Here is a 14,681-nt window from a genome sequence, read left to right on the forward strand (position 1 = left end):
AGGGGATTTTTGAGACCATAGGCTCAAAAATAAGCAATGAAACCATCGGTTTGCTTGCGTCCCTCACCACCTAAGAAAGGAGCAAAAATCTTATCTTTTGATTTCTTCCATGACATAAGCCTCAATCACATCATCCATCTTAATATCATTGTAGCCGTCAATCATCAATCCACCTTCACGGCCGTTTGTAACTTCTTTCACGTCGTCTTTGTAGTGTTTCAAGCTTGCGAGTTCGCCGTCATAGATAACGACACCATCACGGATAACACGGACTTTAGAGTCACGAGTAACCTTACCGTTGATAACCATGAATCCACCGATAGTTCCCACTTTAGACACCTTGAAGGTTTCACGGATAACTGCTTCACCGATAACTTTTTCTTCAAATTCTGGATCAAGCATCCCTTTCATAGCTTCTTCCATCTCTTCAATAACCTTGTAGATAATGCTGTGGAGACGGATTTCCACATCGTCAGCTTCGGCTTGTTGACGAGCTTGTGGTGTAGGGCGTACGTTGAAACCAACGATAAAGGCATTTGAAGCTTCGGCAAGGGTCACGTCTGATTCATTGATAGCACCGACCGCTGAGTGGACAATAGTAACTTTGACACCTTCTACGTCGATCTTTTGAAGTGAGGCAGAAAGGGCTTCAACAGAACCTTGTACGTCGGCCTTAATGATAACGTTAACTGACTTAAGCTCACCAGCTTTAAGGGTATCAAAGAGGTTTTCAAGGCTGACACGTTGGGTAGCTTGGCGTTGTTTCATGAGGGCACGTTTGGCACGCTCTTCACCGGCTGCACGCGCAGATTTTTCATCCTCGTAAACGGCAAAGTGGTCACCCGCCATTGGTGCTTCGTTCAAACCTGTGATAGAAACTGGTGTTGATGGTCCAGCAACTTTAACACGACGACCAAGATCATTAGTCATAGCACGGACACGACCGAAGGTATTTCCGACAACGATTGGATCTTGGACATTCAAGGTACCTTGTTGAACAAGAAGGGTTGCGACCGCACCTTTTCCTTTATCCAAGCGAGCTTCGATAACGGTACCTATCGCACGCACTGTTGGGTCTGCCTTGAGTTCTTGGATTTCAGCTACAAGAAGGACTGTTTCCAACAATTCTTCGATGTTTTGGTTAAATTTAGCTGAGATTTCAACAAATTCAGAATCTCCACCCCAAGCAGTTGACATAACTCCATGCTCTGCCAATTCACCGATAACGCGTTCTGGGTTGGCACCTGGTTTATCAATCTTGTTGATGGCTACGATGATTGGAACGTTGGCCGCTTTTGAGTGGTTAATGGCTTCGATAGTCTGAGGCATAACCCCGTCATCTGCCGCTACGACCAAGATAGTAATATCGGTAACAGATGCACCACGCGCACGCATAGATGTAAAGGCCGCGTGTCCTGGTGTATCAAGGAAGGTAATCTTCTTACCATTTTCCACGATTTGGTAGGCACCGATATGCTGAGTGATCCCACCTGCTTCACCTGTCGCAACACGAGAGTTACGAAGGGTATCTAGGAGTGTTGTTTTACCGTGGTCAACGTGTCCCATGATGGTTACAACTGGTGGACGCTCTACCAATTCATCTTCATTGAGATAACCATCTTCGACAAAGAAACGTTCGATATCGGCATTATCCACTTCAACTTTTTGTTTGGCTTCGATACCATAATCCACCATGAGGAGCTCAATTGTTTCCCCATCCAAGGATTGGTTTTGTGTGGCCATGACACCCATCATGAAAAGTTTCTTAACGATTTCAGCTGGTTCACGTTTGATACGTTTTGCGATTTCCGCAACGGTCATACCATCTGTATATTCAAATTCTGTTGGCAATTCATGGAACTTACGCTCTGTAACAGGTTTTGGAGTCTGATTACGGTTGTTCTTGTTATTGCCTTTTTTGTTCTTTTTGTTGTTATTCCAGTTACTATTCTTTTGATTTCTCACTTGATTTTGACTACTTCGATTCTTTTGTTGTTTTCTAGGACCATCTTCTTCGTGATCATAATCGTCACGATTTTTGTCTGGTCGAGCTTGTTTTTTACGACGTGTATCCACTGCAGGTTCTGTTTTCTCAGGGACGACTTCAACCACTGCTTGAACTTGCTGTGCTTGTTGCGCTTGTTCAGCTAACTTAGCCACTTCTTCAAAGATTTCCTCTGGCTCCTTGCGTTTGTTTGCTTGGGCCAAGGCTTCTTTGGCAGCCTGAGTCTGCTTGAAACGTTCCTCACTTGAACGTGCGTACTCTGCATTTTGCTCTGCCTTTAGGGCTGCTGCACGGGCTTTAAAGTCAACACGTGGAGCCGCTTGATTTGGACGTTTGTCCTCTTGTTGACGGCGCTCATTACCACGATTTTGCTGGCCTTGCTGTTTCTTAGCTTGGTCGTTAAAACGGCGATTGTCGCGGTTTCCTTGACCTTGTTTTCCACCATTACGGCCGTCGTTTTTCTGACGGTTGCCATTTTGTTGTTGGTCACGGTTATTGCCCTTATTTTGCTTGCGTCGTTCTGCCTGCTCTTTGGCACGAGCTTCACGCTCAGCCTTGAAATTACGGCTTTGCGGTTTAGCTGCTACTTTTTCTGTTTTAGGAGCGACTGGCTCAGCAGGTTTTGCCTCTTCCTTGGCTACAGCTGGTTTAGCTGGCACAGATTTCTCGGCTTTCTTTTCTGCACTTGCTTTTGGTGCTACAGGTTTTGCTTCTGCTTTCGGAGCAGCTGCAGGTTTAAAGCTGGCAGCGATTTTTGCAGCGACAGCTTCTTCCACACTTGATGAGTGGCTTTTCACATCCAAGCCCAACTCTTTTGCACGCGCTACAACTTCTTTACTTTCTTTTCCAAGTTCTTTTGCGATTTCGTACAATCTTTTCTTAGACAAATCATGTCCTCCTCTTCTATTCCATAAGAGACCTCATTTTCTTTGTAAATCCAGCATCTGTCACAGCCAAAACCTTTCTCGATTTTCCGACTGCTATGCTTAATTCCAGTGTTGAAAACACGGTTACAATTTCTACTTGATAATAATGACTTTTATCTTGAATCTTCTTGGTCAGATTGGGTCCAGCATCATGAGCTAGAAAGACCAACTTGGCCTTGCCGTCTTGAATGGCCTTGACAACCAATTCTTCACCCGATATGATCCGCCCTGCTCGTTGAGCAAGTCCCAAGAGATTGCTTATCTTTTGCTTATTCAAGTCCTAACTCTCTTCTTTTCACTTTGTGATCCACATAAGCGATCAACTCGTCATAAAAGCTTTCTTCCACTTCCATGCTAAAGCTGCGGTTAAAGACCTTCTTCTTTTTCGCCTCTAAGGCTTCTGCATTGTCTAGTTTGATATAAGCGCCACGGCCATTAGCCTTGCCTGTCGGATCGATAAAGACTTGCCCTTCTTTGTTTTTGACAATACGAAGCAAATCACGCTTATCAATCACTTCATTGGACACAACAGACTTGCGCAAAGGGATTTTTCTCGTTTTCATCTTTCCCTCCTCTAGCAGCTTTTATTCTTCTACAGTATCGTTTTCTGCTTCCAAATCTACCGAACCAGCTTCTTCCATGGCTTCAAATTCGCTAGCAGACTTGATATCGATACGGTAACCAGTCAAGTGAGCTGCCAAGCGAACGTTTTGCCCACGACGACCGATAGCAAGAGAAAGCTTGTTATCAGGAACAACCACCAAGGCACGTTTGCTGTCGTTTTCATCAAAGATAACTTGATCAACCTCAGCAGGAGCGATGGCATTGTAGATAAATTCAGCTGGGTCTGCTACCCACTCGATAACATCGATATTTTCTTCGATTGGTACCATACGGTCGCTCTTGGCATCGTAGCGAGCTGGGTGGAATTTGCTAGTGATTTTCTTGATGTTAGCTCCACCACGTCCAACGATTGTACCAATAGCGTCCACGTTTGGATTATGGCTACGAACAGCAACCTTAGTACGGTCACCAGCTTCACGAGCCACGCTCATGATTTCAACAGTTCCATCATAAACTTCTGGAATTTCTTGCTCCATCAAACGTTTGATCATTTCTGGATGGCTACGGCTAACAAAGACGTTCACACCGCGAGGGTTGTCTTCAACCTTGTAGACATAAACTTCAATACGATCATGAGAAGCAAAAACTTCTCCAGGAATTTGGTCTTGTTTTGACAATTGGGCTTCGATGCTACCAAGGTTGACATAGATGAAGCGGTTGTCAAAGCGTTCTACTGTACCAGACATGATTTCTTGCTCATGTTCTTTGTAAGTATTGTAAGTGATGGCACGTGTTTGCTTGCGCATTTTTTCCATGATGGTTTGTTTGGCAGATTGGGCTGCTACACGACCAAACTCAGCAGGCGCTTCTTCAAACTTGATTTTGTCACCAAGCTCATAGGCTGAATTAATGGCAAGAGCATCTTTCAAGCTGATTTCCAAACGGCTATCAAATACTTCATCAACAACTTCACGGACAGTATAAACTGTAAAGTCACCTGTTTTTTCGTTGAAGTCAATGGCTACGCTGTCTGATTGACCATAGCGTCTGCGATAAGCGGAACGAAGCGACTCTACTACTGCGTCGATGATGTCTTCTTTTTTGATTCCCTTGTCTTCTTCCAAAATGCGGAAGGCCTCTAGCATTTCTTTACTCATGTTTTCTTCACTTTTGAATCCTCAAAAGCTATCCTTTCTTTTTCTATAATTTAACTGCTAAACGTGCTTTTGATACTAAACTGTATGGAATTTGGACAGTTTTCTTACGCGTCTTGTCCATATATTCCATGGTCAACTCATCCTCTTCGAAGGCCAACAAGGTTCCTTCAAAGACCTTTTGCTTATCGATGGCTTGGTAGAGCCCGACATGGATGTGTTTCCCAACCGCTCCAGCAACGGCATCCTTGGTTTTTAAAGGACGTTCCAAGCCTGGACTGGTGATTTCTAGGAAATATTGTTCTGGGAAGGGATCTGGCTTGATGGTGTCTAGGACAGGACTGATAATTTCTGTCAAGTCTGCCGTGTCGTTCAAGGTAATTCCTTCAGGTTTATCTACAAAAATACTGAGAATCATGTCACTGCCAATCTTTCCATACTCGATATCCACGAGTTCGAAAGGTGCTTCTATGACAGGTTCTACAACTTCTCTGACTAATTCTACGATTGTTGCGATTGCGTCCACCTCCTCATAAGCAAGAGGCGAAGATATTTCCCCGCCTCACTTTTCATATTCTTACTCTTAGTATAGCACTTTTTACTACTTATGTAAAGCAAAAGCACTTATACAGCCTGATTTCAGGCTATTTCTTAAAATTCCGCCTCAACTCGGTAGATAACTTGCCCCTTGTTGGAGAATTTTTGCTCGTATTCTGTCATGACATTGCCTTCAAAATCACTGGCATGTAAATCAAGCCAGACACCATTGAGCTTCATGCCATACTGAGAAAAGCTCACTAGGCTGTACTCAAACAAGCCACGGTTATCCGTCTTGAAATGAATTTCTCCATTTTCAGGCAAGATACGCTTGAAGGTATCTAGGAAACTCTTGTAGGTCAAACGACGCTTTTCATGGCGTTTTTTCGGCCATGGATCTGAAAAGTTCAGATACAAGCGATCAATCTCACCGTCTTCAAAGTAGTCAGTCAAGTCAGAACCATCTACCCACAAGAGCTTGATGTTCGGTACTCCAACTTCAAGCACCTTGTCCAAAGCGTAGCTCAAAACAGACTTTTGAATATCAATCCCGATATAGTTGATGTCAGGGTTTTGCTTGGCCATACCTGAAACAAAGGCACCCTTTCCACTTCCAACTTCCACATGAATGGGATTGTCGTTCCCGAACAAGTTCCGCCATTTCCCCTTGGCTTCCAAGGGATTGAGGACCACATACTGGGGATTTGCCTCTAGTAATTCTGTCGCCCCTTTACGATTTCTAACTCTCATCTTCTCTTTCCATACTTGTCTCGGAAGTGACGCAAGCCATGAATCTCCCGATTGACATTTTCTAAATCTTGGTTCATATAATACTTGGAAATCTGGCTCAAATAAGACAATTGACCGTACCAATACAATTTATTTAATACCGTTTGATTGTACTTGTAACCGTAGTAGGTCAACCATTCCTTCCACTGATGTTCTGGAATATAATGGCAGAGCATATGGGCCACATCAAACATGCGGTCGGTCAAGCGAACCGAATCCCAATCCACCAAATAAATCAAGCCACTATCTGTCTCAATCCAATTACTATGTCGTACATCTCCATGGACAATGGTCGCATAGTCCTCTCTAAATCCTGGAATAGTCTGACGTAAATCAGCCATCACTTCACTGATAAAATGATTTTTACGCAAAGCATCTGGAGCCGTTTCTTGCCAAGACTGCAGTAAATCTACAGGTGTTTCCATGGCATAGCCCAAACGACTCAACTGTGTCATCAACGGACGTGAGCGATGAAGGCGGGTTAAAATATTGACGATTTGTTTACGATTCATATCATAGGGGGTCAATATCTTGCCTGTCAACCATTCTTGAGCACACATATCACGCCCATCTGCCAAACGGCGACTCCATAATAATTGTGGAGCAATTTGTTCTCTAGCTAGACCAGGTAGGATTGGAGAGGTGTTCATTTTTACAAAGATGCGCTTCCCATCAGGATAGCTACCCATATAAGCCTTGCCACTTTTCCCAGGTATGGGAGTCAGTGTTAGCTCATTATCACCCAAATCCATTTCTTTCCTCCGTATAAAGTTTCCTTACTATTCTACTAGTTTTTGACCTATTCGTCAACCGCTCCACGCCCGATTCTCAAAGAAAAGCATTTCGGGTAACTTCCTTATAACTCTTTCCTTTTGAGCAAAAATAAATAATCTGTAGACGTTTGTGATATTTGGCGTACGATGAATCTCTTAGGAGTTTTTCAATTTTCTATATTTCTTCGTTTGTAAGTTTCATAACTACCATTATAAGATGTTTTTTGATTTTAGGATAGTAGCAGCCGTGCTATGAGTCGTGTTCGTGTCCAAATCATAAATCAATTCGATAGAACATCTCATGAATACAAGACTATTAAACGCTACTGGAAACTCATTCAGCAGGATAGTCGTAAATTGAGTGATAAACGATTTTATCGCCCTACTTTTCGTATGCACTTGACGAATAAAGAAATTCTAGACAAGCTTTTGAGCTATTAAGAAGACTTGAAACACCACTATCATCTCTATCAACTCTTGCTTTTTCACTTTCAGAATACGGAGCCTGACAAATTTTTCGGACTTATTGAGGACAATCTTAAGCAGGTTCATCCTCTTTTTCAGACTATCTTTAAAACCTTCCTCAAGGATAAAGAAAAGATTGTCAACGATCTTCAACTACCCTATTCTAACGCCAAATTGGAGGCGACTAATAATCTCATTAAACTTATCAAGTCAAGCGAAATGCCTTTGGTTTTCGGAACTTTGAAAACTTCAAAAAACGGATTTTCATCGCTCTAAATATCAAAAAAGAAAGGACGAAATTTGTCCTTTCTAGATCTTAGCTTTTCTTCAACCCACTACAGTTGACAAAGAGCCAAAAATTTTACGAAATGCTAAAATAATTATATTGTCTCACACAAAAACTAGATAATTCAAAAATTCACCTATCGACTATCTGTGTTTGACTACAAGATATAGAAAATTTATTATTTTGGGAGGTGACAATAAAAGTGAATAATGTAAAAATTTAGAATTTTCAACATAGCTAAAATTATCCAACATGGGTAATCCCCATAGCAACTTCATTTTTTAATAACATTTGCAGTCGTTCATTATCTATAAATCTTTCAACTCCATAAAAATCAAGTAAATATTGCGGAAATGCACTAAGTAACAATACTCGTTCAAGAGGTAATATAAAGTCGTTATACTGCTTTAAAAATATGTCTTTAGAATCTATAGTCCCCTCTTGAATAAATGAATTGATTTTTAAATAAAATAATATATAAGTTGTATAAAGAATCAAACTAAGCCAAATTTGATTTTTATCTTTCATTCTAATTTGAAATGGACCATTTTCTTTAATAAAAATCTTACACGCATCTTTAAAGTGAACATCGCTAAACACAGGGTATGTAATAAGATTAATACTATCACAATTTATAAATCTTTCATGAAAGTAATTATTGGCTTCCACCATAGGATAACTTAAAAAAAGTTTACCATTTTCGGTTGCATTATCAAATAAATTTAACATCTCCTCAATTTTGTTATATATTTCGTTATATATTTTTTCTACATCTTTATCTTTTTTATCTTCTTTATAGTGTTGGGCGTCTAAATCGAAAAAGAGATAAATTAAAGAGAAGTCCTCGCTAGTATATTCAAATTCCCCATCAGATAATTCACAAATATGTTCTACTGTTTGTTCATATTGGTTTTCTTTTAATTTATTATATAAGGAATAAATGTTTGTAGAAAAAATGACTATTTCATAATCAATTTTATGAGAAAAAAAGTCACTTTGAAAATTGCAAACCGATTTCACGAGTTTTGTATCCGGTTTTTTGCCCTCAGTAATAAATAGTATTCTTTTAGTTTTTGACATCAGCAAAGAACCCTGTTCTGTACATTTTCTCTAAATTTTGTGTTTTTCTTATAACCATATCTGTTTTATTTGAAAGACTAGATATTTCATTATCTTCAATGATGTAATAACAATCTGGTCGTAATAAAGTATTAGACATATTAGTGGTATTATGTGTTGTTATAACTAATTGGAGAGATCGTATTTTTATTAATCTTTTAATAATTTCACGAGAAACATCATTATGAAAATATGCATCAAATTCATCCATAAAAACAAAACGAACTTCTTTTTCAAACGATAAATACCAATAAAAGAAAAGTGTTAGTGATCTAGTCCCTTTAGACATAATGCCCCAAAACTCTACTTCCTTGCCTGAGTCAAATTTCACATAAATCTGTTTTTCTCCATCAACCTCTTTTTCAAATAGATTATAATCTATACCTAAATCTTTTAAAAATTGATTATAGTTACTAAGGTTTCCAGTCTCAATAATTGCTGAGGCAATGGATTCCGAACCTGTTTTAAAACCTCTATACCTGTTTCCGTCCAGCGAATCAAAAGATAGCATTCTATTGACAAAATCCATAAAAAGTAAAAATACTTCAACATTTTTATCTGTCTTAGGATTTAATGCGGTATTATTCCTAATATATTTAACTAACGATAGATCCTCAGTATCAAAATCAAATGTTAGATGCTCGGTACCTTTCAAGGTTGCTTTTTCTCTCTCATTTTTTTGACGAGAGTCTATTACTGGAGTTCCATTAATCAAAACAATTTCTTCTACTAATCTTAGAAAGCTAGATTTCTTATATCTATATATAAGTTCATCCTTATCAAACTGAAAAGTATATTCAAATTCTGCTATATCTATATCACTGTCTAAATTTAAGTAATGTTTATCATATTCTTCTCTTCTGATATGTTTATCTGTCAAATGTGAAACTATATCCATAAGAGCCAAGCCTAAATTGGATTTCCCGCTGGCGTTATCTCCATAGATTAGTGAATCTTTAACAAGGTTATCTTGAATTGCATCAGTATTATATTCGTAATTCCCTGAGGTGAAATCGAAGATTAATTCATCTTTAAAATTCTTAAAACCTTTAACTTTAAACGTTTTAATCATGTTTCCTCCTTAGTGTAATTTTTTTACACCACCTTTATAATACTAAAGAATAATCCAATTGTCAAAGAATTTTAGCTATTTTCTAGAATCCAGCTTAGCGTCAAAATCAAAGACAGAGAAATTCCTCTGCTGACTTCCGCCAAGTGTTGAACTCCTGCGCCAGAAGAAATAGCGAAGAAATGAATATAAACCAGCGTCTCAAGCACACTTAGAAGAAAGATTGCAATGAAAAGCAAAAGTTGTTTCTTGCTTAACATCCCAAAAGAAATCATTTCAAACTTTCTAGCATAAGCAACACTCAGCGAGGTTACTAGAAGACTTACAATAATCAATTCAGATTCATTTTGAAAAAAATCCCCATGGTTAATCGTATAAGGAACTGTAATGACGATTAGTAGTACTAAAAATCCAAAGCACAAGGCATGAAATTTATCAAAAAACTCCATAAAACTATCCTCCTCACCAAACAGACTTCCTACACGTCATTCTTTAGTTCTAGCCTTTCCAAAACAAACCATTTTAGTAACCAAAATCCGACCACATAACCACCCCCTAAGAAGATAGCCATTAAAGATAGCATGGGATTTAGGAAATAAAAGACCACAACAAATACAAAGGTTGGCACAAAAATATTAAAAGCAATGGTGTCAGATGCCAAGACTAGAATATAGGGCGTCAACCAGTCTAAGGTTTTGGAATCTAGGAAAAATAAGTGTTTATACATGATGACCTCCTCTATGGCTGAAAAGCAAGCCTTTTATTTTTTACCCCAAGACCCTATGTAGAAAAGTGAGCAAAAATGGTAAGTTTGCAATGATATTATTAACAATATGGATCGAATAAGAAGGATAGATACTCTTCGTATAACGTGTTAGACAGGCAAATAGACAGCCCACTGCCGTATAGACAAGAATATCTGCGAAACTTGGCAAGCTAGAAAAGTGGGGCAAGGCAAATAAGAATGACGGAAAGAGAAGATCCAACCCCCACCTCGAATTCTTAAAGAAAGCATGTTGAAGCAGTCCTCTACACACCAATTCTTCCATCAGAGGTCCTAGTACGATTAAGGTTAGGTAAACACCAAACTCCGCAAAATTGGTCTCACTATAGGCAATAAACAAATTCCAACCTTCGTTCGTCCCCTGAACGTGTTTAGCTGTCAGATAGTTAAAACAGATAAGCACAACAGCTGCTAACACCGTCAGGACGGAATAGCTCAACCACTTTTTTCTAGGGATACGAAAGAGATAAGCATGGCCCGACCTAACCAAAATCCAAATCATCAAGCAGATAAAGAGAAGGCTGATGATGTTTCGAATCCAGATAATATTTCCTACCCAAGACGAGAACTCCCAATAATTGCTCCAAAATTGGGTTGTCCAAGACAGTCCGAAAAACAGAAACAAATAAGAAAGAATTGCACTCGTTTTGAAAAGAATAGCGTGTTTTTTCATATAAATCCTCCTACTATCTACAAGGCAGGATGGCTCGCCTTGTCAGGCTCTACTACTGCAAGATTAAGAAGACAGCTTGTTCTTTTTAATGCTAACCTGACTACTAGATAATAGATACATTAAGGCATTAAAGACAATGAAAATATGTCCATAGAATAAAATCAACCTCGCATCCAAACCAAGATAAAGTTTGATTATCAAAAAGATGAGCAAAATAATTTGAAACCATAAGGTTTTTCCAAAAATAAATTTAAAGCGATTTCGAATATCTACTTCCTTGATTTTTACCGCCACCCCTTTATTAGCAAGAAGGAAAATGCCTGCTTCAAACAAGCCACTGTAGAGAACAAGCCACCCAATCGATACATTAGAGATTTGTAAAAATGTCCCTAAAAGAAGATTCAAAATACTACTCAAGAAAATAACAAGAAATAATCTGTATTTCATATTAAATACCTCCATTCATTTATTTCACGAACTTTTTAATAAAGCCTTCTACTCAAATATCCTGATAAAAGAGGAAAGAAAGCTACTTTTTATAATATTTCAAACCCCAAATGAGTAGAAGCATGATGATCAAGCAGAGAATAGCGCCAATATAGGCAATTAATTGTTGATAGAATTCTCCTGCTGCAATACCTCTATACAAACATATAATAGACATAAAACCTGTCAAGCCGATATACATGAGTTGATTGGTTCTAGGACTAACCAAATCATCGTCTTCAAACTCTCTTATCCTCATCTCCCTAGTGAGGTAAACAGTGACCAAAATGGAAGCTAAGTTAATAACCACTAAAAGAAATTGGAAAATTAAAGAAAAATTTAAAAACTGACGAGATAGAAATAGATAAGTAGAGACAAGTAAGGGCAACTGACCTAGGAACAATCTCGTAAGGAAGATGTTCCGTTTTTTAGCAAGAAAAGTTTTCATTTCTTTTCTCCTTTCTTTTTAGTTAAAGCAAGATAGATTATAACCGCAATCATATAAGCTATGGTATAAAATAGATGATACCAAATACTCTCCCTAAGCGGATAAAGAAGGATAGACATAATCAGATACAGAACGAAAATAATCAGTATTTTTTTCTTCATAAAATTTCCTCCTAAATGTATGCTTTATCTTAGTTGAGCAAGAACCTTTACACTGCTAGTATAGCACTCATTTTGACCTTGGAACACTCAAATCATAAATGGTCATCAAAACATCTTGAATTGTAAAAAATTAAAAAAGCAAGCATGAAAAACATACTTGCCCTAAGGGAATTTAACAATGTGAAAATACAAAATAGAAAGCTATTCAGCCTTATTTCCGTCTGTTCTCATATATTCTCATAATCGCAACCAGGATACAGGCTGTCCCACTTGCAAAAGCGATAAGGGTAATGATAATGTTGAGGATTTCAGGCGTACTCCCTATTCTGTTGATAAGACAGAGTAGGGATATAACTGTCAACTGAATCAAGAGTATTGATTCTACTCTTACCAATGAAGTCAGTCTGTTCTCAACCACATATAAGAATGATGGTAACATAACACAGGCTATAGCAATCACAAACAGATTGCTCCCGGTTTCTTCCCCCTTGTTCACCACGGAAATCATGAGAAGATTCAATGCTATGATCAACGTAGAACAGATGATAAAAAATGATTTCTTATTCATACTAGGATACCTCACAAACTAGAGTATATATTATTTTTGGTTTCTGAATGATATTCATTATTTTGGTAAGGAGAAAGTTTTTTGTTCAATTCGAGATGTTTCAATAACCATTCAAGATTTGGATGAAAATTTTTTAAAAATAGTGCTATACTAAACTTGTCACATTTGTAACATAGCAAGAATCTATATTCGGAGGCAAGTAATCATGAAAAATAAGATTTATTACATATCCAATATTTTTTATGGAATATTACTATTTTCTATTGGATTAACATCAAAAGTATTTATTTTTAGCAGTTTAATGTCCATAACTTTAATAACTCTATCTATAATAGGATTGTTAAAAACTAAAAATAAAAAGTAGATATAGCAGAATTAGATTTCAAAAATTAGAAGCCCCTCCCGATAGTTGATGATAGAGAAAATTATTTCATACAAGCAATTTACTGTAACTCAAAACTACTTTGCTTACCTATTTAGCTATACAGACCGAGAAACAAGAACTCTCGGTCTTATTTTTTCTTCATTCTATATGTATCACAGTAAGTACCTGACGAAAGACTTGATTTTGACAGGTGGTATTTAGACTGGTATTAGGATGGCTTTCCACAATTTTCATAACGGTATAGAGACCAACTCCTCTCTCCTCCCCTTTAGAACTGACTCCAAAGGAGAAAATTTCAGAAATATCGATGCCCTCTTCTTTGATGGAGTTTTCAATGATAAAGGTCTCCTGTGCTCCATTTTTTAAAAAGGCGATTGAAACGTGAGGTTGACAGGCTTCTACACTAGCTTCAATGGCATTGTCACAAAGGATAGACACAATGGTTAGAAAATCAAGTAGGCTCATCCCCTCAACCTGAATCTCCTCAGGAACTTCGACATTAAAGACAATCTTCTTATCTCTAGCTTTTAGAAATTTCCCTGCTAGAAGACTTTTGAGGGCACGGTCACGAATATTTACGAGTCGTCCAAGGTCATATTTATTGTCCTGCAATTTTTCACTAGAATCCTTTAAGACCGAGTCGTAGACCTCTTTTATCTGCTCCATGTCCTCCTCTTCAATGCCTAGACGTAAACTGGTCAAGAGGTTAGTGTAGTCATGGCGAAAGCTCCGGACTTCCTTGTAAAGTTCCTCTATATGCCGACTATATCGCTCCATATCTCTGTAGCGCAAGGCCTGCTCTTGGTCCAATCTCTCATGGAGTTTGTCCTTCAAATAGGTATCCAGTTTCTTGATAATCCCCATAAAAAAGAGCAAGTAAAACACTAGAATCAGATGGCGAACAGTCGTTGATTGAATACCTTGTTCATATTCAAAGAAAGACAGACTTTGCATCACTAGATAATAAGCCCCCATTATCCAGTTAATCGTGGTCAGGGACTTTTGAAAACCTTTATCGAGAATCTCCTTTCTCAAGTTAGTGAAATCATAGTCCAACCATTTCAAAAAGACTAAAACTATGAAGCAAACGAATATCGTCATCAATAAAAAGATAGGATTGCTACCTTTATCTACAATTTCTTGTCCCCAAAATGGAAGCACAAAATAGGAGACCCCTCTATAAAAGAGATTTACCAATATCATTGGAAAGAGACCATAAAAGAAGAGGAGTTTTTTAGGAAGCCCTCTTAACAGTAAGAAAGACAAGCCTATGCCGTACAAGGGTTCCATAAAATAAAATAGGTAATTATCTCCTACCATATATTCAATCATTAAAAAAACAAAGGCCAACAGTATCTTAAAAAGAAAAGCCTTAAAAATCCTCTCAAAAGTGATACCAATTCCATCCACCTTAAAGAAAATGACAATTTCTAACCCATGAGTAACAAGTGTATACAACAATATCCAAGCAATATTCATAAACTCTCCT

14 protein-coding genes and 2 pseudogenes are annotated in these 14,681 nt (G+C 38.1%); 1 reads left to right on the forward strand and 15 read right to left on the reverse strand.

The annotated features are described in order from the left end of the window. Positions 1-90: 90 nt before the first annotated feature. The 7 genes from infB to ccrZ all read right to left on the reverse strand — a co-directional run bounded on the left by infB (position 91) and on the right by ccrZ (position 6,727). Positions 91-2,892 carry a translation initiation factor IF-2 gene (gene infB, locus ACN076_RS09715; RefSeq protein ID WP_420789904.1) on the reverse strand — a complete coding sequence of 934 codons (2,802 nt, stop codon included), beginning with the start codon at positions 2,890-2,892 and terminating at the stop codon, positions 91-93. A 16-nt stretch (positions 2,893-2,908) separates the two neighbouring features. After that, positions 2,909-3,208 (reverse strand): YlxQ-related RNA-binding protein, encoded by a 300-nt coding sequence (locus tag ACN076_RS09720; protein ID WP_001041390.1) that lies wholly within the window; start codon positions 3,206-3,208, stop codon positions 2,909-2,911. After that, positions 3,201-3,494 (reverse strand): RNase P modulator RnpM, encoded by a 294-nt coding sequence (gene rnpM, locus ACN076_RS09725; protein WP_000857562.1) that lies wholly within the window; start codon positions 3,492-3,494, stop codon positions 3,201-3,203. Before rnpM ends, ACN076_RS09720 begins: the two co-directional genes overlap by 8 nt. A gap of 21 nt (positions 3,495-3,515) precedes the next feature. Further along, positions 3,516-4,652, reverse strand: a complete 1,137-nt coding sequence (gene nusA, locus ACN076_RS09730; RefSeq protein WP_000032285.1) for a transcription termination factor NusA — start codon at positions 4,650-4,652, stop codon at positions 3,516-3,518. A gap of 43 nt (positions 4,653-4,695) precedes the next feature. Then, positions 4,696-5,175 (reverse strand): ribosome maturation factor RimP, encoded by a 480-nt coding sequence (gene rimP, locus ACN076_RS09735; RefSeq protein ID WP_269793355.1) that lies wholly within the window; start codon positions 5,173-5,175, stop codon positions 4,696-4,698. 125 nt (positions 5,176-5,300) lie between these two features. Beyond that, the gene (gene trmB / locus ACN076_RS09740; RefSeq protein ID WP_261045446.1) at positions 5,301-5,936 is read right to left on the reverse strand and encodes a tRNA (guanosine(46)-N7)-methyltransferase TrmB; all 636 of its coding nucleotides are present in this window, start codon (positions 5,934-5,936) and stop codon (positions 5,301-5,303) included. Then, on the reverse strand, positions 5,933-6,727 hold the full coding sequence (gene ccrZ, locus ACN076_RS09745; protein ID WP_000363005.1) for a cell cycle regulator CcrZ: 795 nt from the start codon (positions 6,725-6,727) through the stop codon (positions 5,933-5,935). Before ccrZ ends, trmB begins: the two co-directional genes overlap by 4 nt. A 264-nt stretch (positions 6,728-6,991) precedes the next feature. On the opposite strand from ccrZ, the pseudogene ACN076_RS09750 reads away from it, so the two are divergent. Further along, a pseudogene (locus tag ACN076_RS09750) lies at positions 6,992-7,533 on the forward strand (transposase); the annotation flags it as partial. A gap of 209 nt (positions 7,534-7,742) precedes the next feature. Here the strand turns inward: ACN076_RS09750 and ACN076_RS09755 are convergent. The 8 genes and pseudogenes from ACN076_RS09755 to ACN076_RS09790 form a co-directional block, all read right to left on the reverse strand. After that, positions 7,743-8,579 carry a hypothetical protein gene (locus ACN076_RS09755; RefSeq protein WP_420789905.1) on the reverse strand — a complete coding sequence of 279 codons (837 nt, stop codon included), beginning with the start codon at positions 8,577-8,579 and terminating at the stop codon, positions 7,743-7,745. After that, a complete protein-coding gene (locus ACN076_RS09760; RefSeq protein ID WP_261024207.1) occupies positions 8,566-9,690 on the reverse strand; it encodes an AAA family ATPase in 1,125 nt (374 codons plus the stop codon). The genes ACN076_RS09755 and ACN076_RS09760 overlap by 14 nt, the downstream gene beginning before the upstream one ends. Before the next feature lie 92 nt (positions 9,691-9,782). Next, a pseudogene (locus ACN076_RS09765) lies at positions 9,783-10,136 on the reverse strand (CPBP family intramembrane glutamate endopeptidase); the annotation flags it as partial. Between the two features lie 29 nt (positions 10,137-10,165). Continuing rightward, positions 10,166-10,414, reverse strand: a complete 249-nt coding sequence (gene blpZ, locus ACN076_RS09770) for an immunity protein BlpZ (RefSeq protein ID WP_420789906.1) — start codon at positions 10,412-10,414, stop codon at positions 10,166-10,168. Positions 10,415-10,454: 40 nt separating this feature from the next. After that, a complete protein-coding gene (locus tag ACN076_RS09775; RefSeq protein ID WP_420789907.1) occupies positions 10,455-11,144 on the reverse strand; it encodes a CPBP family intramembrane glutamic endopeptidase in 690 nt (229 codons plus the stop codon). Between the two features lie 63 nt (positions 11,145-11,207). Next, entirely contained in the window at positions 11,208-11,591 is a 384-nt protein-coding gene (locus ACN076_RS09780) for an immunity protein (RefSeq protein ID WP_420789908.1), read from the reverse strand. 82 nt (positions 11,592-11,673) lie between these two features. After that, on the reverse strand, positions 11,674-12,078 hold the full coding sequence (locus ACN076_RS09785; protein WP_420789909.1) for an immunity protein: 405 nt from the start codon (positions 12,076-12,078) through the stop codon (positions 11,674-11,676). A 1,252-nt stretch (positions 12,079-13,330) separates the two neighbouring features. Continuing rightward, on the reverse strand, positions 13,331-14,671 hold the full coding sequence (locus ACN076_RS09790; protein ID WP_420789910.1) for a sensor histidine kinase: 1,341 nt from the start codon (positions 14,669-14,671) through the stop codon (positions 13,331-13,333). Positions 14,672-14,681: the final 10 nt, after the last annotated feature.

The organism is Streptococcus sp. K0074 (assembly GCF_048843365.1).
GTDB lineage: Bacteria > Bacillota > Bacilli > Lactobacillales > Streptococcaceae > Streptococcus > Streptococcus mitis_BM.

Bases quoted from the DNA above. Each gene is read 5' to 3' on its own strand.
- rnpM (WP_000857562.1), bottom strand. From the start codon at position 3,494: ATGAAAACGAGAAAAATCCCTTTGCGCAAGTCTGTTGTGTCCAATGAA.
- nusA (WP_000032285.1), bottom strand. From the start codon at position 4,652: ATGAGTAAAGAAATGCTAGAGGCCTTCCGCATTTTGGAAGAAGACAAG.
- trmB (WP_261045446.1), bottom strand. From the start codon at position 5,936: ATGAGAGTTAGAAATCGTAAAGGGGCGACAGAATTACTAGAGGCAAAT.
- ccrZ (WP_000363005.1), bottom strand. From the start codon at position 6,727: ATGGATTTGGGTGATAATGAGCTAACACTGACTCCCATACCTGGGAAA.
- ACN076_RS09755 (WP_420789905.1), bottom strand. From the start codon at position 8,579: ATGTCAAAAACTAAAAGAATACTATTTATTACTGAGGGCAAAAAACCG.
- ACN076_RS09760 (WP_261024207.1), bottom strand. From the start codon at position 9,690: ATGATTAAAACGTTTAAAGTTAAAGGTTTTAAGAATTTTAAAGATGAA.
- blpZ (WP_420789906.1), bottom strand. From the start codon at position 10,414: ATGTATAAACACTTATTTTTCCTAGATTCCAAAACCTTAGACTGGTTG.
- ACN076_RS09775 (WP_420789907.1), bottom strand. From the start codon at position 11,144: ATGAAAAAACACGCTATTCTTTTCAAAACGAGTGCAATTCTTTCTTAT.
- ACN076_RS09780 (WP_420789908.1), bottom strand. From the start codon at position 11,591: ATGAAATACAGATTATTTCTTGTTATTTTCTTGAGTAGTATTTTGAAT.
- ACN076_RS09785 (WP_420789909.1), bottom strand. From the start codon at position 12,078: ATGAAAACTTTTCTTGCTAAAAAACGGAACATCTTCCTTACGAGATTG.
- ACN076_RS09790 (WP_420789910.1), bottom strand. From the start codon at position 14,671: ATGAATATTGCTTGGATATTGTTGTATACACTTGTTACTCATGGGTTA.